A 24,906-nucleotide genomic window follows, 5' to 3' on the forward strand; every position below is an offset into this window, starting at 1 on the left:
AAGCGGGTAACGGGAGGGTCGTGCCATGACCCGATCCTTTCATGAAATCGAGTCTCCATACGAGCCGGGGCGGTTCACGCACTGCCGACACTCTGCTCGTGACAGCATTCCGCCAGTGCCAAGACACGTTGGCTTCTGCATACCTCAAGGACACATGAGCCTCGACCTTCCCGGGCACGCGATTCAGGCACTGATCCGCCCTCGCACCGGGACGAAGGTCCGCCTACGACACACCGAGCGCGGGTTCTCTTCGCATCCACCAGCCCTGGTTCCGCCACATCGCGCGTGTATCACCGGTTCGCCAGGCGGAAGCCAGCTCCCCACGGTTAAAGGCCATGGTTGCGACAGCCCAATGATGGATTGATCACCGCGTGCTCACCGGTAGGGGCGCGCGGGGGTCAGCCACGTCACCCCCATCACCGCCTCAGTCACGTCCTCCCCCTCCGCGGGAGCATCCGGAGCTGGTGCGCGCCGGACCTGTTCGATCTGGCGCTCGATGCCGGAAGGACGGCACCCGCCCTTCACCGAGACCGGCCCCGGCCCCGGCCCCGACGAGAACAACAAGATCAACTGATCTGGCACGGCGGCTCCAGCGCCATGATCCACTCCCCCACATGACTGAGGCCCAGGCATCCGGCTATGTACCGGCTGACCTGGGCCTTAGTCGTGCTCGCCGCGGACGCGGCGTTCGGTGCCCCCGGCAGGATTCGAACCTGCGACACCCGCTTTAGGAGGGTGCTCCGGCGATCATGTCCCTGACCTGGCGAACGCCCAGGCTGCGTGGTTGCGGGTGCCGCTGGCCGTGCTGGACCGTCGGTGACCGTCCGTCCCCCGTCCATCTGGCACGGATCTGGCACGCGCGAGTACCGTCGAGCACATGATCTCTCAGGGGGCGGGCGAGCCGGACGGGCGGCAGGACTTCACGGCGGAGACGGCTGGGACGGCACTGCGTGAGGCGTGCGCTGTCGCTCGCATCGACGCATCGGGGGCGGAGCTGCTGCGGCTCGGCTCGAACGCCGTCTACCGGCTGCCGTCCGCTCCGGTCATCGTCCGTATCGCCCGTGACGTGGACGCGGCGGCGGAGATGGAACGTGCCGTCGCCGTGGCTCGCTGGCTGGAGTCGGAGGACTTCCCCGCGACCCGGGTCCTGCCCGGGGTGGAGCAGCCTCTCACTGCCGGCGGTCGGGTGGTGACGTTCTGGGAGAGCGCGCAGGAGCGCGAGGAGTACGCGACGGTCACAGAGCTGGCGGACCTCTTGCGGCGGCTCCACTGGCTTGAGGAACCCGAGTCACTGCACCTGTCGTACTTCGACCCGGTGGGCAAGCTGTGGTCCTCGCTGCGTGCGATGCGCGGGGTCTCGGCAGAGGACGCGGCGTACCTTGAACAGCGCGTCGTACGCCTGGCCAAGGAGTACGAGAAGCTGGACTTCGTCCTGCCCTTCGGGATGATCCACGGCGACGCCAACATCGGCAACATACTCCGCCATCGCAACGGGCACGCGATCCTCATCGACCTGGACGGCTTCACCCTCGCACCGCGGGAGTGGGACCTGATCCTCACGGCGATCTACTCCGACCGCTTCGGCTGGCACTCCCGCGAACAGTACGAGGACTTCGTTCACCACTACGGCTTCGACGTCATGAACTGGCCCGGGTATCGCGTCCTGGCGGACGTGCGTGAACTGATGATGGTGCTGTGGATGGGCCAGCAGGTTGCCGGTAGCGAGAAGTCGGCTGCGGAGTTCGCGCGGCGGGTGGAGACGCTGCGCACGGACGGGAGCCGTAAGGAGTGGAGTCCGTTCTGAGGGGCTTCGGCACTCAAGTGGTTCGGTGATCGACCACCGACACTCAAACCGGGACCGGACCGTCGGTCGCGATCCAAAGGCGGTGACCCGCCGCCTGTTCCGTGAGCTCTCGTAGCGCGGGCGAGGGGCCCAGCGCTTCGAGATGCCGGCGGAACTCCACCAGATACGCGGCGCACCGAGCCGACTTGAGCTGTTCACCCATGTCGAGGGCATCAAGCGCCACCCGGCAGGCTTCCTCCACGTCCCCGGCGTGCAGGTGCGCGTCCGCGAGCACCAGGGTCGCGAAGAAGTCGCTGCGCACGTGGCTGCCGCTCATGGCGTTCTCCGCGTGGGTCACGGCCTCGCGCGCCTTCCGCACGTCGCGGAAGCAGTGAGCCGTCTCCGCCGCCAGTTCCGCGGCGTCGAAGTAGGTGATCCACTCCGGCTCGTCGCCGATGTTGGCGGCCCCCAGTGCTTTGGCGGCTTGACTGATCGCGAGTTCGGTGGCGCGGCGGTCACCGGTACGTGCGAGAGCACGGGCCTCCATGGCGTGGAACTGCGCGCGCAGGGTCGGCGTCGCCACTCCGGAAATCCCCATGAGCGCCGCGCGGGCGAGCGTCGCAGCATGCGTGTACTGGCCCAGGAAGGTGGCCTGGTGGCTCATCGCGGACAGGATGCTGCCCGCAAGGCGCCGGTCGTTCCCGTCCTGGGCGAGCCGAAGGGCCTGGAGGAAGTAGCGCTGGGCCAGCCCGTGGTGCCCGGCATCGTAGGACATCCACCCGGCGAGCAACGTCGCCTCGGCCACCGTGGAGAACAGTGCGCGCCCCACCTTCTCGGTGTACTGCCCCTTGAGCAGTGGAGCGACATCCCGGCTCAGGTACTGGATGACGGACTGACGGGCGTGGTCGCCACCGAACTGGTCGTCGAGCTGAGCGAACACGTCACCCGTCGACTTGATCACAGCGACGTCGGTGAGGCCCACTTTCGGCGTTCGGCCGTTCCGGGGAGCAGGGAAGGAGGCTTCCGGCGCGACCAACCAGCGGAGCGATGCCTCGTTCCACGCGGGCTCGGACGGCTCGGACTGGAGCAGCGGTTCATACCCGTTCAGGTCAGCACGCCACAACTGGTCAACGGTCGCAATGGCGGCGTCCGGACTCGCGGGGTATGCAGCGTCGAGCAGCGAGAAATCCTGACCTGTGAAGTGGCTGAGCCCCAGTTCGGCGGCCGACAGCTCGAACGCCTCGCACAGCAACGGGCCGTAGAACGCGTCCGGCGTACTGTGTCCGTTCTCCCAACTCGCGATGCGGCGCTTCACACTGGCATCGGTCGGCAGGGTTTGGCCATGATGCGCCGCGGTACGCCGCAGCTCGCTCACCAGCCGGAGCTGACTCCAACCGCGCTGCGTGCGGGCACCCCTTAAGAGGTCCCCGACCGACTGCGCCGCGCCCACAGTTCCCGCCTCCTGAGCCTCCAGCCATGGGCAACGTCGTCCGTTGCCACTCGTCGAATGTACGGAACCCACAGAGCACTTGAACACCGCGTGCGCGAGATGCACGCCAGGAGGCGCGGCGTCTGACAGGGGATGACGCGCTCAGCAGAGGCTCGTCATCCCCCGTCACCTCTCGTCATCTGTCGAGGTCAAAGACCGCGCAGCACCCTTTTCGTAAGCGGCCGCAAGGGCCGGCGAGAAGCGTCCGACCGAGGTGGATGACGTGCAGAGGATGACGAAGCGGGGTGCGGAATGGCTGTCCTCCGTGGCGGAGGACCCGGAACTGTGTCGAAAGCAGTGGGCTGACGACCCGCGGCGTCCCGGCACCCTGCCGACCGGTCTCGCCTTCGACATCGTGATCACCGAACAGCGACTCGGCGTCGAGACCTTCGATCAGCTCGTCAGGCGGCAGATGCCGGTAGGGCCGGTTATGGTCGACCGTGCCGCCCGAAGCATGGGCTTCTTCCTGCCCGCCAGGTCCTGCGAGCGCTTTGAGCGCCTGGTCTTCGAGGAGACGGACTCGCCTCCGGACTACCGCTACCTCCACCAGGGCTCGTTCGTAGTCGTACCGGGTCCTATCCCTCTCGCCTGCGACCGGTACCAGTGGTTGCGCGCCCCCATTCGCTGCCCCGAAAGCAGTCCACTGCGCACGGCCTCGCTGGCAGTCATGCTCGTGGCCGCTGCTGCGCTCATGGAACGCGCCGAGCACTACGGCGAGCGGTACTCCACGGACCACTTCGGCCACGTCGAGGGCCTGGACGACGGGCAGGGATCGGCGGTCGACGATGGCGAGTGAGAACGAGTACCCGGACGCCGCCCACTGGTCCCCGCTGGAAACCGACGAATGGTACGCAGCTCGCAACGCTGCCTCAGCGCTGCGTGAAGTCCTCACCGCGGCGGGCCTGGCCTGCGACTTCCCCTACCTGCGCGCCGATCTCAACGCCTTCGGCCACGGCCTCATCGACCTCGGCCGCGTCGCACCGGAAACTGCCGAACGCCTGGCGGAGATACTGCGGATAGCGCTGCGGTGCACCCAGGACCATCGCGATACCGCCGGCAACTGCCGCCGAACGAACTGACCGGGAGAAAAGACATGGCAGATCGGATGGACCCGCGCCGGGTCGTGGCCCGCCGCGCGGAGAACCTGGCCGAAGCACGCCCCTACGTACGCGGCTGGGCCCAGGCCAAGCGAGCCGCCGAGACCTTGGCGGAACAGCTCCGTTCTGCCGGCCTGGAGACGGACTTCCGCGGACTCAAGGCCGACGTGTCGGTCTTCGGTGACGGCCTGGTCTGCCTCGGCACCCTCCGACCGGATGCGGTGCAGCTGATGGCACGGCTGGTCGCAACGGGACTGACGGCGGAGATGGCGGAGCCCGCGGGCCGGACGGACCATCCGGACACCTCGGCCGCCTGAAGTCGAACTCCGGTCCCGTCGCTCGTCCAAGAGACGACTGGCGGGGCTGTTCGATGTCCTGGCTGGTGCATAGTTCCTCGCCGAGCGCCCGGCCGGGACCGGCGCCCCAGCGCCGCAGCCCGGGCGGAGCGCGAGACAGCGAACCCGCTATCGCGAGCCATCAGCTTGGGAAGCCGCGATCCCTTGAGGCCCGTTCAGGCGCTGACCTGGGCGGAAGCTCGGTGAGCGGCCTCGGCAGGCCGGGCCGCATTCACCGTGACTCCCCACTGTTCCCCGCTCGATCTGGGGTGCGTGCCGTGGATGCTCCGAGGGGCATACAGCTGCACACGCGCGAAGACCCCGGTCTCCGCCTTTCCGCTGGTGACGGGGTCGATGGGCACCTGAGGCAAGGCGCCCTCGGCAGGGCGAACCGGCGCACACGGCTCCGGAGGCCGTTAGCGAGGACCACGGTGGTGCAGGTCACGAGGGAGCCGACGGACCAGAACCTCGGCCTCGTCCACGCATAGTCCACGCAGAGCGCGAGTGCTGACGCCAGGGCTGGGGACCTGCGTCTGCTCCAACTGGCCCTCTGCATGCTGGTGCACCCGATAGCCTTCCATGCGCTGGTGAAGCCAGGGAAGCACATAGTGGACGGCGGAAGGACAGGACCGAGTGTCGACGTTGAGCAACCTCCTGCGGCAGGTCGGACAGAAGGATCCGCAGCTGGCTGCCGACCTAGCTAGGGAGGTGGAAGCGCTAAGCCGGCGTCGCCGCTTCGGACTCAACTTTGAACGCCACGTGCCTGAGACGGTCGATCTGCCAGGGCGGCCGGTTCGCAAGGGTGACAAGGTGCGCTTCCTAGCCGAGCGTGGGGCCCGTCCCAAGTCAGTCGATCAGCGCATCTGGAGAGTCGTTGGTCTCACGCGTACTGGGAGTGGCCGCGTTGCCACCCTCACTCGTCAAGACACTTCCGATGCGGAGGTTGAGACCGCAACCCGCTCCGTAGATGATCTCGTTGTCGTAGCGGAGTTCCGTGACGCCATTTTCCCGGGCCTCATTTCTACTGGCAAAGTCGAGCGAGGGGGCGAAAAGCCGTTCCATTCTGTTATCAATGCGGAGAACTACCACGCACTGCAGACCTTGCTCTTCACCCATGAGGGGAAAGTCGACGCCATCTTCATCGACCCCCCATACAACACTCGCGACAATGATTGGAAGTACAATAACGATTACGTCGACCCTGAAGACGATTACGCCCACTCTAAGTGGCTGGCCTTCATGGAACGGCGTCTGAAGCTCGCGAAGCGCCTTCTTAGCCCCGAGTCCTCTGCCCTTATCGTCACAATCGACGAGAAAGAGGTCCTTCGTCTCGGCCTGCTGCTTGAGCAAACCTTCCCAGAGGCCGCTATTCAGATGGTCACGTCCGTCATTAGCGCAAAGGGGGCAGTGCGGCGCGGGAAATTCTCACGAGTCGAGGAGCATATCTTTTTCTTGACCTTCGGGGGGGCGAAAATTCACCCGTGGGAAAGTAACATGCTCCCGTCGTACAAGGAAACACAGGAAGACGAAGCCGCCGAAGAGGTAGAAGCTGCTCCCAAGCCAATCGAATGGCTTGGCTTGCGACGTAGAGAGCCGTCCAGCGTCCGTGGTTCGCGACCGAATCAGTTCTATCCCATCTTCGTGTCCCGTGAGGATGGGACATTGCACTCTGTTGGTGATCCGATCGATGACGACGTCGATCGATCTGCCGTTCCGACCCCTGCGGGTACAGTCGCGCTTTGGCCACTAAAGCCTGACGGGACAGAAATGCTGTGGGGACTGACGCCTGAGGTTCTGAGGAAAAATTGGACTAACGGCTACGCACGGGTTAAAAACTGGAAGCCAGCCACCGCAAAGGGCACGGTTTATTACCTGCCCAGTGGCACTATTGAGCGCATCCGCAAGGGAGAAATCACCGTCACTGGGCGAGCTGCGGATGGCGCCGTAGAAGGACACGTCACGCCAGACAGTTCAATTGTCACTCCGCCGAAGCGGGTGTGGAATATGGCGTCACACAATGCCGAGATCGGCGGTACAAGTATTCTCTCAGCGCTTATTCCAAAGCGCCACTTCCCGTACCCTAAGTCTCTGTTCGCGGTCGAGGACATCCTGCGCTTCGTTGTTGGCCCCAAAAAGGATGCTCTTGTCGTCGATTTCTTCGGCGGCTCTGGCACTACTGCTCATGCCGTTATGCGTCTGAATCGCCAAGACGAAGGATCCCGATCCAGCATCATCGTCACAAATAACGAGGTGTCGGCGAACGAGCAGGCTCGGCTGCGGACACAAGGATTGCGGCCTGGTGATGCCGAATGGGAGCGACTCGGCATCTGCGACTTCATTACTAAGCCGCGACTGCAAGCGGCAGTCACAGGTTTGACACCCGAGGGCGAGCCCATTAAAGGAAAGTACAGGTTCGCCGACCCATTTCCTATGTCGGATGGCTTCGATGAGAACATCGAATTTTTTACGATGACTTATGAAGCTCCGCGAGCAGTTGCACATCACCGTTCTTTCGAGGCTGTGGCTCCCCTGCTTTGGCTTAAGGCCGGAGCACGAGGACGTCGTATAGAGAACGCGCGCGACGGCTTTGATATCGCTGACTCATACGGCGTGCTTTTTGACATGGATTACTCGCACGACTTTCTGACCGCTCTTGCAGAGGTCGATAGCGTACGAATGGCGTTCATCGTGACTGACGACGACCGTAGCTTCCAAATGGTCTGCTCAGAGCTTCCAGGCCACGTAGAACCAGTGCGCTTGTACGAGTCTTATCTGACGAATTTCACAATCAACACGGGCAGGGAGTAACTGCACGATGCGATTCACGCTGAAGGAGTACCAGAACGACGCCGTGGGTCAAATGCTGACCTACTTCAGTGACGCCCGTGAGGACTTCCATCGGAAGGGTCGTAACGTCTCCTTCTCTCTCGCAGCCACTACCGGTGCCGGTAAAACGGTTATGGCCGCCGCAGTGATCGAGTCTCTTTTCCTCGGCAACGATGATTGGGATTTTGAAGCCGACCAAGGAGCGGTAGTTTTGTGGTTCACAGACGATCCGTCTCTCAACGAGCAGACACGTTTGCGGCTAGTTGAGGCGGCATGTGACCGCATCGCTCACTCCCAATTGCACGTGATCGAGAACACCTTCAATCGAGAGAAGTTTGAATCAGGGAAGGTATACTTCCTCAACTCGCAGAAGCTCTCGAAGAAGTCGCTGCTTGTCCGGGGAGCGGCAGAGGACGAACAGACACCTCTAGTAGAGCGCTCAGTGTCGCCGGACCTACGCGCCTTTACTATCTGGGAGACAATCAAGAACACCATCGAGGATGACCGCCTGACCCTTTATCTGATTCTTGATGAGGCACATAAAGGGATGCGGAAGCTCACTAAAAGCGACCGTGAGGATAGGACCACTATCGTCAAGCGCCTGGTCAACGGAGGTAGTGGGGTGCCTCCGGTCCCCGTGGTGTGGGGCATTTCTGCGACAATTGAACGGTTCTCGGAAGCGATGTCGCAGGCGCAAGGCCGCTTCACCTACCCGGACTATGAGGTTGATCCCGCCCTGATCCAGGAGTCTGGCCTCCTGAAGGACGACATTCGTCTCGACTTCCCCTCAGAATCAGGCGTGTTCGACACCGTCCTTCTAAAGCGAGGCACGCGAAAAGTACGCGAGTCAGCCGCGCAGTGGAAGCAATACGCCGAAGAGCAAGGCACGACATCGGACCCAGTGGTACCGCTCCTGGTGGTACAGGTCCCCAACACTCCATCAGACAGCCTGCTCGTATCGGCCATCGATACTATCCGCGAAGAGTGGCCAGAACTGCCGGCCGGCAGCATCGCGCATGTATTCGGAGAACACGCAAACATCCAATTGGGCGACTACGTGATTCCATACGTGGCGCCGGAAAAGGTCCAGGATAGGTCACATATCAGAGTCATTCTTGCAAAAGATGCTATCTCCACGGGCTGGGATTGTCCTCGGGCTGAGGTGCTTGTATCTTTTCGCCCGGCTACTGACAGGACGCATATCACACAGCTCCTTGGCCGCATGGTTCGGACTCCACTAGCGCGCCGAATTACCGGAAATGATCGCCTCAATTCCGTCGAGTGTGTCCTTCCGTTCTTCAATCGCGCGACCGCCACTGGGGTCGCCGAGATCCTCCTCGGAAAGAGCTCTGGCGACGACAGTGAAGACGGATCTGGAGGTTCCGGCGGAGGCGAGGGACGCCGCGTCCTCTATAAGCCGGTCGACATGGTCGTTAATCAGGCGGTCCCCGCGGAAGTTTGGGATGCATTTGACGCTATTCCGTCCCAGACCCTTCCACGTAAAGCAGCAAAGCCTACTAAGCGACTAACAGCACTTGCCCAGGCTCTCTCACGCGACCACCTCTTGGCTGACGCCCGGAAGGTTGCTTACGCGGAACTATTCGCAGTTCTCGATGGCTTGATGGCTCGACACAAAGAGCAGGTGCAAGTCGCAACGACTGGCATATTGGATGTCAGGGGAGAGACGCTCATTGCCTCCGTTCACAACAAAAATGTTGTTGTAGCGGAAAAATTCACTGAGATCGCGGACGAGCGCTCGGTGGATTCAGACTTCAAAGTTGCGCAACGTCTCCTTTCCCCGGATCTGGCACGCAAGTATGCCGACCATATCGCAGTGGAGGATGATGACGATGATGGTCTTTTTGATGCTCACGTAAAAGTCGCTGCCTTGGCGCAAGTCAACGGTGTTCAGGAGGCTGTCGATCGGGAGGCCGACGCCCTGGCGACCAAATGGCTCTCTCAGTTCCGGGTAGCCATCAAGGGACTGACGGACGAACGCAAGGCCGTCTATGACGACATCGTCGCGATGTCCGTAGAGCCGCAGCGCACCGGAGTTGCACGACCAAAAGTTCGGTCCGAGGAAACAGAGTATTCGGACGGTAGCAAGGTTGTGACTAAGCCTGGACACCTCATGGCTGACGAGAACGGTGACTTCCCCATTTCATCGCTCAACCAGTGGGAAACGAAGGTTCTAGAGTCGGAGATGGGGCAGCCGGGCTTCCTGGCTTGGTATAGGAACCCGGGACGCGCCTCTGAGGATTCGCTCGCAATCGCTTATAAGGACGGCAAGGGTGATTGGCGGCGCATGTGTCCTGACTTCATCTTCTTCCATGGTGATCTCTCTGATGTGAAGGTCTCCATTGTCGATCCGCACGGCTTCCACCTCCGGGACGCTCTCCCTAAGTTGGTGGGTCTGGTGGATTTCACTGAGGAGTACGGCGCTGAATTCCACCGCATCGAGGCTGTGGCAGAGACGAAGGACAAGAGGCTTCGAGTGCTCGACCTAAAGAGTTCTTCGGTGCGAGAAGCTATTAAGGGAGCGAGCGACGCGGAACAGCTTTATCTGTCCGCGGCTGCGACAGATTACTGAGCTTGTCAGGTCGACGGGGCGCGGAAAGCGCGGTCGGCGGAGCGGCTTTGGGGTGGCGCTGCTTTGGCGCGAGTGATCATGGCCCTGTAAGCTTTCGGCGCGTCGGGCAGTCTGTCTACCTGCCCGGTAAAGCACGACGTTGGGGCCATGATCTTCGAGGCTCGCGCCAAAGTGGCTCCGTAAAGCCGCGACAGGAGCGCAGGCTCGGCCGAGGGCTGGGCCGCGCGCGGTGAGCGGAGCGAGCCGCCTTGAAGACGTAGAGAAAGTCTGAGCCACGCAAGTTATCGCGCTTCAGAGTTGGTAGCTCAGTTCCAGGTCGTCGCCCGGCAAGTGGAACTCTTCCAGGGCCAGGGGCTTGCCGTGCTCGTTGAGCGTGACGCGGAGGATGTGCAGGAGTGGCACGCCATCGGGGAGGCGGAGCGCTTCTGCCTCGTCCGGGAGGGGCATGCGGGGGCGTAGGTACTCCGTGAACCGAAGATCGTGGCCTAGGCCCGTCAGTGCTGCGTAGAGCTGCGGGGCCGGTGGTGGGGCCTCCTCCTCATACTTGGTGTCGAGGAGGACCGAGAACGGAATGTGCGTGCGGTGAAGCTGGCGGAGTCGGCCTCGCTCGGCCGTCTGCAAGACGTCGTAGCTGTACATGGGCTCGCCCGGCGGGATGTTCAGCAAGTCTGCGAGCGCCAGCGGTGCGTCTGTGCGTGTGACCGTGGGGTTCTCGGCGTCTGTCCAGCGCAGGCCGTCTGCCTCGACGTAACGTCCGTCGCTGTCTTGGCGGACGCCGCGCGGTCGTGTGTAGCTGGGGCGCGAGTGGGGCGAGCGGACGAACATGCCTCGGCCCATCATGACTTCGACCAGGCCCGCAGCGCGTAGCTCCGCGATGCCCTGGCGGACGGTGGGCCTGGTGACGCCGAACTGCTTGGCCAGGATCTCTTCCGATGGGAGTGGCTGGCCGGCCGGGTAGGTGCCGTCCAGGATGCCTGCGCGCAGGTGCTCGGCGATCAACCGGTACTTGGCAGGGGTCTTCTCCGGCGGCATAGCGGTCTCCACGTCGGCACTTGGCTCGGTCGGTGTCCCTGGTTCCTAGACGATTCGTCTCCGTTCTTGGGACAGCCTCAGCATCTCCCATCCTGTACGGCTTGACAACCCGTAGTACGGGATGCACTCTCGTACCTGCAACCCGTACTACGGGTGGAAGTCATCCCGTAGGCGTCGCCTACGGGCCTTCAAGTCAAGGGAGTTGTACGCAGTGGCAAGCCTTCCGATCGACACAAGCAAGTTCACGGGGATCTTTTGCGCGGTCCCGCCTGCGCCGCGTCTCCAGAACCGCGAGACGGGACAGGTCCGGGTCGACCGCGAGACCGGGCAGACAATGTTCCAGGTCGGCCTGTGCCTGATGGCCGGGGCCGCAGCCGAGGTCGTCAACGTGAGCGTGGCCGGTGAGCCGCGTGGGGTTCAGCTCGGGATGCCCGTACAGGTGCGTGACCTGGTGGCCACGCCGTGGGAGAACGACGGTCGTCACGGCATCGCCTTCCGTGCCGCCGAGATCAAGCCGCTGTCCGCCACCCCGTCGTCCGGTGGCGCTGCGGCAGGCAAGGGCGGTGCGCAGTGACCTACCTCGCCACATCGGCGGCGCACTGGCCCGGCACGGTCCTCGTGCTGATCGCCGGGCTGGCACTCGGCCTCCTGCTCGCCGGTCCGCTGCTGCGGCGCACGTTCCCGGTCGCCTGGTGGCTCCTCCTCGGGTTCCCCGTGGCGTGCGTGCAGGTCGCCCGTACGTGGCGACCGTTGATGGCCGGGTGCGGGCTGGCCGTGAGCCGCAAAGCCGCGCTCGTCGTGGTCTCTGGGCTTGTCGGCAAGGGTGCTCCGCCTCCTCAGCCCCGTGTCCCGCGACGAGGTGTCATGCACCCGACCGCGGGCGGCTTCTGGTTCCTGGTGCGTTTGTTGCCGGGGCAGGTGCCGGAAGCGTTCGCCAAAGCGGCGCCCGCGATGGCGGAGAACTGGCAGGTGCACGCCGTGCGCGTCACCTCGCACCGGCCCGGCATCGTGCGCGTCGTCGCCTCGACCGCGGACCCGTTGCGGGAGCCGCGGATATCCAGGCAACGGGGATCCGGTCGTCTGCTGCGAGTCGTCGTCGGGGCGCTGGAAACCGGCGCGCAGTGGGTGATCGACCTGCGGCAGGTGCCGCACTGGCTCATCGTCGGTGCCACTCGGTCGGGCAAGTCGACGCTCATCAACGCACTCGTGGCCGGCCTCGCGCCCCAACCCGTGGCCCTGGTGGGGATCGACTGTAAGGGCGGCATGGAGCTGTCCCTGTACGGGCCGCGACTATCGGCCCTCGCGACCGATCGGCGGCAGGCGGTGAAGCTGCTCGCCGCACTCGTCGAGCTGACCCTCGACAGGATGGCCGTCTGCCGGAAAGCGCACGTCCGCAATATATGGGGGCTACCCGACGCCGATCAGCCGGTACCCGTCGTGGTCATCGTCGACGAGATCGCGGAACTCTTCCTCATAGCGAACCGCGGTGAGAAGGACGAAGCGCAGGCGGCCGGTACGGCGTTGATCCGGCTCGCTCAGCTCGGTGCCGCGCTCGGGGTGTTCCTGATCGTCGCCGGGCAGCGGGTCGGCTCCGACCTCGGCCCCGGAGTCACCGCGCTACGGGCACAGCTCGGTGGCCGCGTCTGTCACCGCGTCGCCGACCCGGGAACGGCGGAGATGGCCCTCGGCGATCTCAACCCGGACGCCATCAAGGCGGCCCAGGCCATCGCTCCGGAGCAAGCGGGAACCGCTGTCCTCGCCTCGGGGGACGGCTGGGAACGCGCCCGGTCGCACCTCGTCTCCGAGGCCCAGGCCGAGGCGACCGCCGTCGAGTACGCCCACCTGACCCCGTTCCTCCCTGAACTGGCCGATGTCCTCGGCGGCCCGTCCGCCGGGCTGACCGTCCGTCTCGAACGGCTCGACCGCGACAGCCGGACCAGCAACGACGACCACGACCACGACTCATGAAAGGCACCCGCCGTGCTCATCACCATGTCGGCCGCGTTACTGCTCGGCCTCCTGATCTGGTTCCTGCTGCGCATCCGCTACCTGCGCTGGCTGGAGTTCCTGCTCTGCTCGGTCTTCGGCTTCCTCGTCGCCACGACCGCAGCGGCCCCATTCGTCCGCAGCGCACTGGAAGGGGTGAGCACCTTCCTCGGTCACCTGCACTTCTGACCGGCCACGAGACGAAGGAGGCAGTCATGCCCGCGCTCGTTTCCCATGGCCTCCGACGGGGCGCGAAGTCGCCAAACCCGACCCCGCCGGAAGCCCACTCCGACCACCACGTGGACAGTGAAAGGAGCACTCACACTTTGACCAACCCCACCCACCCGCGCAAATCTCCGCCGCCCCGTTGCGAGCTGCGCGAGACCGAGACCCCGACCTGTGTCGGACGTCCGGAAGCCATCCTGGTTGACCGCAATGGTGCCGAGCAGCGGCTCTGCCCGGCGCACGCCGCCGCGTTGTGGCTGACCGATCCCACCCTGCGGTTCAGCGCCAAGACCCGGCCGGAAGCCATCGCGACCGTCATGGCGCAGGCGTTCGGAGGTGGCCGATGAACACTAGGGCGAACGCCATCACCGCACTTGCCGAACGCGCGTCGGCAGGTGACTTCGGGGCCTGGTACCGCAGCATCGTGCGTCTGGGCGGCTGCACCAATCCCGTGCACCTCGTCGGGAACGCCTCGCTCGTCGACGCGACCACGGGAGAGGTGCTGCACTCCTTCGCGACCGACGAGCGCGGCGGCCGGTTGCTCACAGCCTGTGGAAACCGGCGGGCGACCGTCTGCCCGACCTGCGCCGCCCTCTACCGCGCCGACACGTACCAGCTCATCCGTGCCGGACTTGTCGGCGGCAAGGAGACACCGGCCACGGTCGGCGGGCACCCGCGCGTCTTCGTGACCCTCACCGCGCCCGGGTTCGGTGCCGTCCATACCCGCCGTGAACGCTCCGGACGGCTCCAGCCATGCCATGCCCGCCGCACGCAGAAGCACTGCGCGCACGGTGTACCGATCGGTTGCCGCGTGCGGCACGCGGAGGACGACAAGCGACTCGGCGAAGCGCTCTGCCCGCACTGCTACGACTACGCGGGCGCCGTCCTCTGGCAGGCTCACGCGGGACAGCTCTGGCACCGGTTCGCGCTGGAGCTGCGCCGCGAGATCGCCCGGCGGGCCGGGCTCACCCGTACAGAGCTGGGCGGCCGACTGCGGGTCTCGTATGCCAAGGTCGCCGAGTACCAGCGGCGCGGCCTGATCCACTTCCACGCCGTGATCCGGCTCGACGGACCGGAGGGGTCCGAGTCGTCTCCGCCGGGTTGGGCAACCACGCAGTTCCTTGCCGACGCAGTGCACCACGCCTCCAGCCTGGTCCGCCTGCGTGCTCCGGGCGGCGACATCATCGGGCCGCGTGTGCTGCGCTTCGGCTCACAGGTCGACGTACGGCCCATCGCCGAGTTCGGCACCGGAGAGCGGCTGCCCTCTGCGGCCGTGGCCGCGTACATCGCCAAGTACGCGACCAAGGGAGCCGAAGCGGCCGGCGCCGTCGATGCCCGCATTCATAGGGCGGCCGACCTGGCGACGCTCCCCGTCCGGGAGCACACATTGCGCATGATCGGAACGTGCTGGTGGCTCGGCGCGCTGCCGCAGTTCGAGCCGCTGAGGCTGAGGCAGTGGGCGCACATGCTCGGCTACGGCGGCCACTTCTCGACCAAGTCACGCCGCTACTCGACCACCTTGACCGCCCTTCGCACGGCTCGTGCCGAACACCTCGCACAGCAACAGCGCACCGTCCTCGGCCTGGCCGACCGGCCGACGGTCACCGTCTCTCACTGGCGCTTCGCCGGACGCGGCTACGCACCCGACGAAGCGCTCATCGCGGCGGGCGTCCGGGCGGCCAAGACCGAGGTGCCCGCCCCGCGGACAGGCGCACAGGAGGTGCGGGCATGAGTGACCGCCTCCTCTCCGTCGCCCAAGTCGCCGAACGGCTCGGGACCACGCAGCGCTTCCCCCGGCGGCTGATCGCCGAACGGCGCATTGCCTTCGTCAAGGTCGGCCGCCACGTCCGTATACCCGAGTCCGCGCTGAACGCCTACATCGAGCGCCGGACGACGAACCCACACACCACCACGGCAGGAAGGACGGTGGCCTGATGCCGAACAACAAGGGGCGCAAGCGGCGGTTCGGTGCCGTGCGCCAACTTCCGTCCGGCCGGTTCCAGATCCGCTACCCCGACCCGGTGACCAAGCAGCTCCGCAACGGTGACCGGACCTATCCGACGAAGCGTGACGCCGAGGTGGCCTTGTCCGGGATCGAGGCGGACATTGATCGGGGTCGCTGGACCGATCCGGACGCTGGGAAGGTCACGCTCGGCGACTTCATCGACCGCTGGTTCCGCGAGCGGGACTACGCGGCCACCAGTCGCGGCAGGAACGAGGGCGTCATCCGGCTGCACATACGCCCGTACCTCGGGGACCTGGCCGTCGCCGAGATCACCACACCGCGCGTGCGGCAGTGGCGGCGTGACCTGCTCGACGCAGGCGTGGGCGAAGCCACCGTGGTCAAGGCGTACCAGATCCTGCGGGCCGCCATGAACACCGCCGTGGACGACGGGCTGATCCAGCGCAACCCGTGCCGTATCAAGGGCGCAGGCATCACCAAGTCCCCCGAGCGGCCTGTGCTCACCGTTGAGGAAGTCTTCGCCGTGGCCGGCGCCATCGAGGGCCGCTACCGCGTGCTGGTCCTGCTCGCCGCCTTCACCGGTCTCCGCTTCGGCGAACTGGCTGCCCTGCAACGCCGTGACATCGACGTGGAGGGACGCTTCGTCCACGTGCGCCGGGCCCAGGCCGAGCCGCAGTCGGGCAAGCTGGAGATCAAGGCGCCCAAGAGCGCGGCGGGCGTCCGCACGGTGTCGTTCCCAGCCTCCCTCGTGCCGGAGATCAGCGAGCATCTGCGCATCTTCGGTGCGGACGGCCGGACCGGTCTGCTGTTCGTCGGCCCGAAGGGCGGGCGGCTGCGGCGGAACAACTTCCACGACTCGTGGACCGCCGCCTGCCGCCGGGCCGGCGTCAAGGGCGTGCACTTCCACGACCTGCGGCACACCGGCAACAGCCTCGCCGCGACCGGCGGGGCCACTACCCGGGAACTGATGGCCCGTATGGGGCACTCGACGGTCCGGGCCGCCATGATCTATCAGCACCTCGTCGGCGGCCGTGACCGGGAGATCGCCGATCACGTCGACGGACTGATCAAGAAGTCCCAGAGCAAGCAGGGCAACAGGAAGAGCGGCCCCCGTCCCTCCACCGACCCCCACCCCGAGGTGAACAACAAGATCAACTGATCTGGCACGGATCTGGCACGGCAGCTCCGGCGCCATGATCCACCCCCGCACATGACTGAGGCCCAGGCGTCCGGCTACATACCGGCTGACCTGGGCCTTCGTCGTGCTCGCCGCGCACGCGGCGTTCGGTGCCCCCGGCAGGATTCGAACCTGCGACACCCGCTTTAGGAGAGCGGTGCTCTATCCCCTGAGCTACGAAGGCGGGGAGCTGTCGGGCGGTGTGCCGGGGCCGTCCGTGGAGGCGGTCCCGGGGCACGGGTGGCCCGGGCAGTCCGTGGTGCACCAGGGTGGTGCGCCGCCATCAGTGTAGCGGCTGGGGCGATGGCGGCGGTGCCCGGCGGGCGAAGGGGTCCCTGCGCCCCCGCCAGGAGCCCGCGAGCCCCACCAAACACCTTGGGGCCCAAACAAGCACCTCGCGAGCCCCACCAAACACCTCGGGGCCCCATCAAACACCTCGGGGGCCTCACCAGCGTCCCCGAACCCGCCAGGGCCCAAGAGGCCACCCGGGGCCCGGTCGGCTCCACCGAGCATCGCGCGCCCCGTCAGGAACCCGAACCCACCAGGCGCCTCGGCCCGCTCCGAACACCGCGAGCCCCGCCAGGAACCCGAACCCTGCCGGGAAAACGACCCCCACCAAGCATCGCAAGCCCCGCCAGCGTTGCGAACCCCGCCGGCATTGGCGAACCCCCCGACGGCATTGGCGAGCCCCCGCCGGCATCGCGAACCCCGCCGGCATCGCGAACCCCGGAGCCAACCCGGACCCCGCAAAACGCTGCGAGCCCCAAGATCAGGAACCCGATCACCGCCGGGGCCCCCGAGAAACCGGTGCCCGCCTCGGGCGTGGGCGGGGTGGCTCGCCGCAGTGTGTTCAGCGGGTGGCCCGCTCCCTCTGCGCCAGCCCCTGCGTGCCGGGCACGGCGATGCCCAGCTCTTCCGCCGCCGCCTCCAGCGAGCGGCGCTGCTGGGCGTCGTACAGGGTGTAGGGGTCCAGGACGTCACGATCGAGGGCGCCGGAGAGCCAGGTGCTGTCGTAGGCGGTGGCGGTCTGGTCGTCGTCCCTGCGGCCCCGGTCGGTCAGGTTGGACTGGAAGATCCCGGCCGCGGAACGGGGCAGGAAGTCCTCGTAGACGATGGGCTCGGCGCGCAGCCAGCCGGTCGCGAGCAGGTCGGCGAGGGCGGTGGGCGGGTGGGCGCCGTCCCGGGGGCGCTCGGGTGCGGGGCGGTAGGTGAAGTAGGCCAGGCCCTGGGCGGCCAGTTCGTGCTCGGTGCCCGGCATGAGGTCCGCCCACAGGGTCCGGGCGACGGAGGGACGGTCCGCGTCCGGGTCGTGGGCCAGCCGCTCGTCGACCCCGGCCAGCAGGGTGTCGTAGCGCTCGCGTCCTGCCCTGGTGAGCGCGATGCCGCGGGCCTCTACCTCGCCGAACCGTACGCGCAGCGCGCCCTCGCGCACCTGTCCGTCGGGCTCGCGCATCGTCCTGGGCTCCGCGAGGGCGCGGAAGGAGGTCTGGCGGAGGAGGACCGCGGGCCCCCGGCCACCCGGCGGGCCCTGGATGGCGTCGATCATCTCGATGCCGCGGGCGGTCATCCGGCGGTAGAGCTCGTCGATGTCGAGCACGCGCGGGGTGAGGTGGTTGACGTGGGTGCTGCGCACGCCGCCGATGTCCGCGGCGACAGCGGACACCTTCTCCAGCGTCTCGTACCAGACCCGGTCGATGGGCTGGGTGGACAGTTCGAAGGCCGCCACGGCGAGCTGGAGGAAGCGCTCGGCCGCGTCGTCCGGCAGTTCGCCCTCGGCCTCGGCGCGGTCGGCGAGGGCGAGCAGCTCGGGCGGGAAGAGTTCGCGGCCGGCGAGGAACGTCTCCAGGCGGGCGCGGAGTTCCGGGTCGAAGAAGCGGGGGTCGGCCGGGGTGAGCAGGGAGGTGAAGACCCGGAAGGGGTTGCGGGCCAGTTCCTCGCCGTCCACCGGCCTGAACGCCGTCGACACCACGGGGACGGCGCTGGCGGCGGCCTCCCTGAGGTCGTAGAAGCCGACCGGGTGCATGCCGAGGGCACCGAAGACGCGGGCGACCTGCTGGAGTTCCGCGGGTGTGCCGACTCGGACGGCGCCGTGCCGTTCCGCGGTCACCCGGCCGATGGAGCCGAGGCGTTCGGCGTCGGCGCCGCGGTCGCGCAGGACGTCCTCGTTGACCTCGCGCGAGACGTCCACGAGCGTGGTGTACGCCGGGACCTCCCGCCCGTACATCGCGGAGAGCCGTCGGGCGAAAGCGGCACGCAGGCGCCACTGGCTGATCATCTTCACCGGCTTCCCTTCGGTGGCCGCGGTCCGGCGGAGCGGCACGGGTCACATCGCGTCATATCAGTCGTGTCATACCGGTCGCGTCATATCAGTCGCAGCAGTAGTCGCATCAGTAGTCGCATCAGTAGTCACCTCGGTTACCTCGGTCGCACCGGTGGTCCGGTGTGGAGGGTGTAAGGGGACCCAACGGTATGTACTCGTGCATATGGGTGCGTTCCGTGTCGTCTCGTTGTCTCTCCGTCATCGTGCAGCACGTGCACGGCCGGCGTCCAGGTGGCCTCTCACCCGCACCCACCAGGCGCTCCGCCCTCCTTCGATCCCTCCGGAGCCCCTCCGATCCCCCCGGTCCGTGCCCTGCGACCCCGCGCCCTGCGGCCCATGTCCTGCGACCCGTGTCCGCAGGTCCTGTGCGGGAGGGCGACGGAGGCCGTACCCGTAACCGGGTGGTCGGCGCGGCACCCCCGCCCCCGTGCGCCGGGCCTTAGCACACGGCACCGGCCCGCACCACAGGGCGACTTCCGTACGTGGTCTAGACCTGCTAGCCCGGCCGGGCCTATCCTCACCGCGACTCCCCTCCCGATCGGCTCCGACCTCCTCTCCCCTCCTTTCCTTTCCTCACCTTTCCTCACCTTTCATCCCATCTCATCTCCTCTCCTTTGCTCTCCTTTGTTCTCCTTTCCTTCCCTCCTCTTCTGTCCCCCTGCTCCGCCCCCGCCAGTTCCCACTCCCTGCTCCGCCCCCGTTCCGCCCCTGTTCCGTCCCGAACCGGTGCCGTCCCCCGGTTCCCGTTCCGGTTCCACCCCTCCCCCACCGGCTGCGACCCGAGGAGTGACGAAGCGCGTGCTGCGACGACGTATGAGCGGCCTGCCGGCCCTGATGGCGGCCCTCGTGACGGCCCTGACGCTCGCCCGTGCCCGCGGCGTCGGCCGAGGACGGTGCACCGCACACCGTGTCCCCCATGCGCCTGGTGCTCGGCGAGGCGCAGTTCGACCGGATGTTCCCGGACCGCGACCCGTTCTTCACCTACCAGGGGCTGCTCGACGCGACCCGCTCGTACCCGGGGTTCGCGCACACCGGTTCGCTGCTCGTGCGCAGGCAGGAAGCCGCCGCCTTCCTCGCCAACGTCAGCCACGAGACGGGGGCGCTGGTCTACAAGGTCAACCAGAACCCGGCGTCGTACCCCGTCTTCTGCGACGACACCCAGCCCTTCGGTTGCCCGGCCGGCCGTGACGCCTACTACGGGCGCGGTGCGATCATGCTGAGCTGGAACTTCAACTACAAGGCCGCGGGTGACGCACTCGGGCTCGACCTGCTGAACGACCCGTGGCTGGTGGAGCGCGATCCGGCCGTCGCCTGGGCCACCGCCCTGTGGTACTGGAACACCCAGACCGGCCCCGGCACCATGACCGGGCACGACGCCATCGTCCACCACGAGGGGTTCGGCGAGACCATCCGCAGCCTGAACGGCACGGCCGAGTGCGACGGCGGCAACCCCGACCAGATGCGGCACCGCGTCACCCTCTACCGGCAGTACACCCGCATCCTGCACACCCTCCCGGGCCCCGGCCAGACCTGCTGAACCCCGACGGCTCCCCCGGGGGACGCGCACCGCTTCGCAGAGGCGGGCGCCGCTCCCCCGGGCAGCGGGCGGGGCTTTCCCCTGGCAGGCGGGGCTTTCCCGGGGAGCAGGCGGGGCTTTCCCCTGGCAGGCGGGGCTTTCCCGGGGAGCAGGTGGGGCCTTCCCGGGAGGCGGGCGCCGCTCCCGTCGCCCCGCCGCGGCGTTAGGCTCCGGACATGAGCGACAACGAGGCGCAGAACGCGCAGACGGTGGACGGCGGTCCGGTCGACGGGGCCGCGGAGGACGTGTACGGAGTGGAGATCGGGGCGCTGAAGGGCGGCTCGGCGGAGCTCGGGCGGTTCCGCGGCAGCGTCGTCCTGGTGGTGAACGTCGCCTCCCGGTGCGGTCTGACGCCGCAGTACGAGGCCCTCGAACAGTTGCACGAGCAGTACGCGGGCCGTGGGTTCAGCGTGCTGGGCGTGCCCTGCAACCAGTTCATGGGCCAGGAGCCGGGCAGCGCCGACGAGATCGCCGAGTTCTGCTCGGCCACCTACGGGGTGACGTTCCCGATGACCGAGAAGGTCGAGGTCAACGGCGAGGGACGGCACGCACTGTACGAACGCCTGGTGGGCCACGCCGACGCGGAAGGCCACACGGGCGACATCCGCTGGAACTTCGAGAAGTTCCTGATCGGCCGGGACGGCACGGTCACGGCCCGGTTCGCGCCGCAGACGGTTCCGGACGCCCCCGAGGTCGTCGCCGCACTGGAGAAGGCGCTCGCCCGGGAGTGAGCGGCTTTCCCCGCGCCCCTTCCGGGGCCCGGGGCGCCAGCGCTCTTCCGGGCCCGGGGCGCCGGCATGCGCCTCCGCCGCGCGGGCGCGGGCGACCACGACGTGCCCGCTGCGGCCAGCGAGGCGCCCGGCTCCTCACCGCCATCGCCCAGCCGCTCGCCGTCATCACCCAGGCCGTCGCCGTCACCACCCAGGCCCTCGCCGTCATCACCCAGGCCCTCGCCGTCATGATCCGGCCATCGGTCGGCGATCGAGGGGCCGCCGGGCCGCGGCCACCGATCGCCAGTGGCCGATCGCCGGTTGCCGGTTGCCGGTGGCCGGTTGCCCGTCCGCGGCCACTGCCGACTGGCCACCGGCCACGGACCGGCAACCGGCGATCGGCAACCGGCGGGCGCACCGTACCCCCGCCCCGTCCGGTCTCCCGGTGCGGCCGCCCCACCTTGGCCTTGACCTTGTCCTTGGGGCAGAGTTCATCGTCCCTGACACCGGGCGGCAGGCGCCCGGTGACGGAGGATGGGGCTGTGGACGCGGACGACAGGAACGACGGCGTGGACGGCGGCACGGGCGGCAGGGCGAGCGGTCGGGACCGGGGGGCCCGCAGAGGCGCCGACGACACCCCGACCGGTGGCGGAGCACTGCTCACCATAGGTGCCTTCGCCGCCCGCGCCCGTCTCTCGCCCAAGGCCCTGCGGCTCTACGACCGTACGGGCCTGCTCGCTCCTGCCCATGTCGACGAAGCGAACGGCTACCGCTACTACCGCGCCGACCAGGTCGAGCGGGCCCGTCTGGTGGCGCTGCTGCGCCGGCTCGACATGCCGCTCGCCGGGATCGCCGCGGTGGTGCGTGAGCCGGGCGAGCCGGCGGCCCACCGCGTCGCCGCGTACTGGCGCGGCGTCGAGGAGCGCATCGCGGCCCAGCGCACCCTGGTCGACTACCTCCGTGCACGCCTTTCGGGGAGGAGCTCCGAGTTGTACGGGAAGTTCGGGATCAGGACCATGGACGTACCGGCGCGGTACGTCATCACCCAGTCGCGCCACACGCTCGCCGACGAACTGCCGGCCTGGATCGGCGCCTCGATGACCCGGCTGCTGACCGCGGCCGCGGCGTGCGGCGGGGTCACGGGCGCGCCGTTCGTCGTCTACCACGCGGAGGTCACCCAGGAGAGCGACGGCCCCGTCGAGACCTGCGTGCCCGTGCGCGACCCGGCGGCCGCCAGGGCCTGGGTGCTGTCCCAGGGCCGAAGCTGGGACACCCGGGCCCGCCAGGAGCCCGCGCAGCGCCTCGCGTACACCAGGATCACCAAGGCACAGGTGGTGTACCCGCAGATCATCGCCGCCTTCGAGGCGGTGGAGGAGTGGATCGCACGGCAGGGCCTGGGCATCACGGGGCCGAGCCGCGAGGTCTACTTCACGGACTGGATCTCGGCGGACCCCGACGACGAGGTCTGCGACGTGGCGTTCCCGGTGACCGCGGGCTGAGCCCCGGCCCGGACCCTCTGTCCTGCCTCCTGGTCCGCGGGGCCGCGGACCAGGAGGCCAGGCAGCCAGAAGACCAGGGGACGGCTGACGGCTGACGGCCGGTCCTAGCGCAGTTCCGCCGGGCAGGGTGTGCCGCGCGGCAACTGGTAGGGGGCGGCCAGGCGGTAGACGCCGGCGCGCGGGGCGAGGAGTTCGGTCCAGCGGTCGCCCGCGGCGTCCTCCTCGGTCTCCATGAGGCAGCCGTTGACGTTGTCGTAGGACTTGGGTCCGCCGTCCGCGCGGTGCTTGGACTCCTCCGTCTCCTGCGGCGGCTCCACGCCCTTGCCCTGCTTGTCGACGAGGCCGAGCCACGGCGAGTACGGCACCCGGATCAGCACCCGTCCGGCCCGTTTGACCTCGATCGTCAGCTCGCCCTGCTCCGCACGGTCCACCACCGCGGGCGGAGTGGCGAGCGGCATGGGGTCGGTGACGGAGAAGAGCTGCCAGTTGGCGTCGCCCCAGATCTGCTTGAGGTAGGGCTGGCCGCGCATCACCAGCTCGCGCTCCCGCTCGCCGCCGTCGCCGTCCGGCTCGTCCTTGGGGAGCACCACGTAGTGCACGGCCCAGCGCTGGAGCCATTCGTGGTAGTTCGCCGAGTTCAGGGTGTCGTCGTAGAAGAGCGGGTTGCGCTCCATGTCGGCCTGGCGGTTCCAGCCGCGGGCCAGGTTCACGTACGGCGCGAGCGCGGACGCCTCACGGTGGCTGCGGGCCGGCACCACCTCGACCCGGCCACGCTCGGCACCCACCACCTGGAGCTGGTTGACCAGCGGAGCGAGCTGGTGCGCCCAGGACGCGGCGGGCCTGGTGTGCACGACGTCCGCGACGGTGTGTATCCCGATCCACACCACGAACCCGACCAGCGCCACCACCATCGTGTACCACCTGCGGGTGCGCGGCACGGTGAACGGCAGCGCGGCCAGCAGCACGGCGCCCGTGAACAGCATGGCCAACCGGGTGATGTTGGAGCCGACCTGCGAGCTGACCAGCCACGCGAGCAGGACCGAGAGCGCGTAGACGGCACTGGTGATGCGCACCGTCTTCCACCGCCGCGGCACCAGGAAGAAGGCGATCAGGGCGCACGCGATCGGCTCCAGGGCCGAGGCGAACGTCATGGGCTGGGTGCCGGAGAACGGGAACAGCAGCGACGACAGGCCCACCACCGCCGCCGGTGCCAGGCCCAGCGCGTACGCCCCCGGCCGGCGCCGCTGGAGGAAGAGCGCGACCGCGATCAGGCCCACGAAGAGTCCCGCGACCGGCGAGGCGGCGGTGGCGATGCCGGCGAGCGGCGCCGCGACGGCCGCCTTCGCCCAGCGCCTGTACCGCCAGCGGTAGGGCCAGCAGAAGACGGTGGCGACGGCGGCGAGGCCGAACATGGTGCCGAGCCCGAAGGTGACCCGGCCGGAGACGGCGTTGCACAGCAGTCCGAAGACGCCGGCCAGCGCGGGCGGCAGCGGCTTCCGCACGGCACGGCTGCGCATCAGGACCAGGGTGAGCAGCCCGGCCGAGGCGGTGCCCGCCACCATCATCGTGCTGCGCACCCCGAGCACCGACATCAGGTACGGCGACACCACGCTGTACGAGACCGGGTGCATACCGCCGTACCAGGCCAGGTTGTAGGCGGAGTCGGGGTGCCTGCCGACGAACTCGGCCCAGGCGTCCTGTGCCGCCAGGTCACCGCCGCCGTTGGCGAAGACGAAGAACCACACCAGGTGGGCCAGGGCGGCCACGGCGGTGACGACGGTCACGGGGTGGTGCACGAACCGGCGGAGCCGCTCGCGCGCCGGGGGCCGTGAGGGGCGCGGGCCCGCCCCCCTCGGACTCGGCCCGACGTCCTCCGGACCCGGCCCGGCAACCTTCGGACCCGGCCCGACGTCCGCCGGACCCGGCCCGGCGTCCTTCGGGCCCGGTCCGGCGTCCTTCGGCCGAGCACCGGTGCCCCTCGGCGGGGCGCCGGCACTCTTCTCGTCCGGTGCGGAGCGGGTGTCCTTCGCCTGCGGGCCGGTCGCCTCCGTGGCCGTACGTTCTGCGCGCCGGTCCCGGGCTGCGGACTGCGGTATTCGCGTGTCCGTCCTGCCACCTGCCCCCACGCTGCGGCCCCCGCCCGTCTCGTCGGCGTCGTCGGCCCGCGTCGGCTCCGCAGTGGCCACTGAAGGTTCTCCCCGTTTCTCCTGGCCGGGCTCCGGAGGCTTCGCCTCTGGAAACTCCCGACAGCCATCCGGTGACGTAACCCCGATTTCGCGACGCTAGCACGCGGCCCGC

19 protein-coding genes, 1 tRNA gene and 1 pseudogene are annotated in these 24,906 nt (G+C 67.7%); 16 read left to right on the forward strand and 5 right to left on the reverse strand.

Annotation, left to right across the window (positions count from 1 at the left end; translation table 11 throughout):
- Window positions 1-877: 877 nt before the first annotated feature.
- Window positions 878-1,804, forward strand: coding sequence for a phosphotransferase family protein (locus IE313_RS00005; protein ID WP_189928767.1), 927 nt, complete (start codon window positions 878-880; stop codon window positions 1,802-1,804).
- A 43-nt stretch (window positions 1,805-1,847) separates the two neighbouring features.
- Here IE313_RS00005 and IE313_RS00010 read toward each other — a convergent pair whose 3' ends face one another.
- Complete coding sequence (locus IE313_RS00010; RefSeq protein ID WP_506005221.1) at window positions 1,848-3,233, reverse strand: helix-turn-helix domain-containing protein; 1,386 nt, start codon at window positions 3,231-3,233, stop codon at window positions 1,848-1,850.
- A gap of 241 nt (window positions 3,234-3,474) precedes the next feature.
- On the opposite strand from IE313_RS00010, the pseudogene IE313_RS00015 reads away from it, so the two are divergent.
- From IE313_RS00015 to IE313_RS00035, 5 genes and pseudogenes are all read left to right on the forward strand, one after another.
- Window positions 3,475-4,068: pseudogene (locus IE313_RS00015) on the forward strand (bifunctional DNA primase/polymerase); the annotation flags it as partial.
- Window positions 4,058-4,351 (forward strand): hypothetical protein, encoded by a 294-nt coding sequence (locus IE313_RS00020; protein ID WP_189928769.1) that lies wholly within the window; start codon window positions 4,058-4,060, stop codon window positions 4,349-4,351. The pseudogene IE313_RS00015 and the gene IE313_RS00020, both read left to right, overlap by 11 nt.
- A gap of 14 nt (window positions 4,352-4,365) precedes the next feature.
- Window positions 4,366-4,686 carry a hypothetical protein gene (locus IE313_RS00025; protein WP_189928770.1) on the forward strand — a complete coding sequence of 107 codons (321 nt, stop codon included), beginning with the start codon at window positions 4,366-4,368 and terminating at the stop codon, window positions 4,684-4,686.
- Window positions 4,687-5,346: 660 nt separating this feature from the next.
- Window positions 5,347-7,512 carry a site-specific DNA-methyltransferase gene (locus tag IE313_RS00030; protein ID WP_229924254.1) on the forward strand — a complete coding sequence of 722 codons (2,166 nt, stop codon included), beginning with the start codon at window positions 5,347-5,349 and terminating at the stop codon, window positions 7,510-7,512.
- A 7-nt stretch (window positions 7,513-7,519) separates the two neighbouring features.
- Window positions 7,520-10,120: a DEAD/DEAH box helicase gene (locus IE313_RS00035; protein WP_189928772.1), complete on the forward strand. Its 2,601-nt coding sequence runs from the start codon at window positions 7,520-7,522 to the stop codon at window positions 10,118-10,120.
- A 291-nt stretch (window positions 10,121-10,411) separates the two neighbouring features.
- Here the strand turns inward: IE313_RS00035 and IE313_RS00040 are convergent, their stop codons facing one another.
- Window positions 10,412-11,152, reverse strand: coding sequence for a GntR family transcriptional regulator (locus IE313_RS00040; protein ID WP_189928773.1), 741 nt, complete (start codon window positions 11,150-11,152; stop codon window positions 10,412-10,414).
- Between the two features lie 211 nt (window positions 11,153-11,363).
- Here IE313_RS00040 and IE313_RS00045 point away from each other — a divergent pair, with 211 nt between their 5' ends.
- The 7 genes from IE313_RS00045 (at window position 11,364) to IE313_RS00075 (ending at window position 16,485) form a co-directional block, all read left to right on the forward strand.
- Complete coding sequence (locus IE313_RS00045) at window positions 11,364-11,726, forward strand: SCO3933 family regulatory protein (protein WP_189928774.1); 363 nt, start codon at window positions 11,364-11,366, stop codon at window positions 11,724-11,726.
- Window positions 11,723-13,120, forward strand: a complete 1,398-nt coding sequence (locus IE313_RS00050; protein WP_229924255.1) for an FtsK/SpoIIIE domain-containing protein — start codon at window positions 11,723-11,725, stop codon at window positions 13,118-13,120. Before IE313_RS00045 ends, IE313_RS00050 begins: the two co-directional genes overlap by 4 nt.
- A gap of 12 nt (window positions 13,121-13,132) precedes the next feature.
- On the forward strand, window positions 13,133-13,327 hold the full coding sequence (locus IE313_RS00055; RefSeq protein WP_189928775.1) for a hypothetical protein: 195 nt from the start codon (window positions 13,133-13,135) through the stop codon (window positions 13,325-13,327).
- A 137-nt stretch (window positions 13,328-13,464) separates the two neighbouring features.
- On the forward strand, window positions 13,465-13,710 hold the full coding sequence (locus tag IE313_RS00060; protein WP_189928776.1) for a hypothetical protein: 246 nt from the start codon (window positions 13,465-13,467) through the stop codon (window positions 13,708-13,710).
- The gene (locus IE313_RS00065; RefSeq protein WP_189928777.1) at window positions 13,707-15,095 is read left to right on the forward strand and encodes a replication initiator; all 1,389 of its coding nucleotides are present in this window, start codon (window positions 13,707-13,709) and stop codon (window positions 15,093-15,095) included. Before IE313_RS00060 ends, IE313_RS00065 begins: the two co-directional genes overlap by 4 nt.
- Window positions 15,092-15,298, forward strand: coding sequence for a helix-turn-helix domain-containing protein (locus IE313_RS00070; protein WP_189928778.1), 207 nt, complete (start codon window positions 15,092-15,094; stop codon window positions 15,296-15,298). The genes IE313_RS00065 and IE313_RS00070 overlap by 4 nt, the downstream gene beginning before the upstream one ends.
- Window positions 15,298-16,485 (forward strand): tyrosine-type recombinase/integrase, encoded by a 1,188-nt coding sequence (locus IE313_RS00075; RefSeq protein ID WP_189928779.1) that lies wholly within the window; start codon window positions 15,298-15,300, stop codon window positions 16,483-16,485. Before IE313_RS00070 ends, IE313_RS00075 begins: the two co-directional genes overlap by 1 nt.
- 129 nt (window positions 16,486-16,614) lie before the next feature.
- Here the strand turns inward: IE313_RS00075 and IE313_RS00080 are convergent.
- Both IE313_RS00080 and hglS read right to left on the reverse strand, forming a co-directional pair.
- Window positions 16,615-16,687 (reverse strand) — tRNA-Arg (locus tag IE313_RS00080).
- Between the two features lie 666 nt (window positions 16,688-17,353).
- On the reverse strand, window positions 17,354-18,778 hold the full coding sequence (gene hglS / locus IE313_RS00085; protein ID WP_189929236.1) for a 2-oxoadipate dioxygenase/decarboxylase: 1,425 nt from the start codon (window positions 18,776-18,778) through the stop codon (window positions 17,354-17,356).
- A 913-nt stretch (window positions 18,779-19,691) separates the two neighbouring features.
- Between hglS and IE313_RS00090 the strand changes: the two genes are divergently transcribed.
- From IE313_RS00090 to IE313_RS00100, 3 genes are all read left to right on the forward strand, one after another.
- The gene (locus tag IE313_RS00090; protein WP_373316873.1) at window positions 19,692-20,360 is read left to right on the forward strand and encodes a chitinase; all 669 of its coding nucleotides are present in this window, start codon (window positions 19,692-19,694) and stop codon (window positions 20,358-20,360) included.
- A 215-nt stretch (window positions 20,361-20,575) separates the two neighbouring features.
- A complete protein-coding gene (locus IE313_RS00095; RefSeq protein ID WP_189928781.1) occupies window positions 20,576-21,130 on the forward strand; it encodes a glutathione peroxidase in 555 nt (184 codons plus the stop codon).
- Between the two features lie 635 nt (window positions 21,131-21,765).
- Window positions 21,766-22,608: a MerR family transcriptional regulator gene (locus IE313_RS00100; RefSeq protein WP_229924308.1), complete on the forward strand. Its 843-nt coding sequence runs from the start codon at window positions 21,766-21,768 to the stop codon at window positions 22,606-22,608.
- A gap of 104 nt (window positions 22,609-22,712) precedes the next feature.
- On the opposite strand, the gene IE313_RS00105 is transcribed toward IE313_RS00100, so the two are convergent.
- On the reverse strand, window positions 22,713-24,794 hold the full coding sequence (locus IE313_RS00105) for a DUF8823 domain-containing protein (RefSeq protein ID WP_373316874.1): 2,082 nt from the start codon (window positions 24,792-24,794) through the stop codon (window positions 22,713-22,715).
- Window positions 24,795-24,906: the final 112 nt, after the last annotated feature.

It is taken from the genome of Streptomyces sulfonofaciens (assembly GCF_014656295.1).
GTDB lineage: Bacteria > Actinomycetota > Actinomycetes > Streptomycetales > Streptomycetaceae > Streptomyces > Streptomyces sulfonofaciens.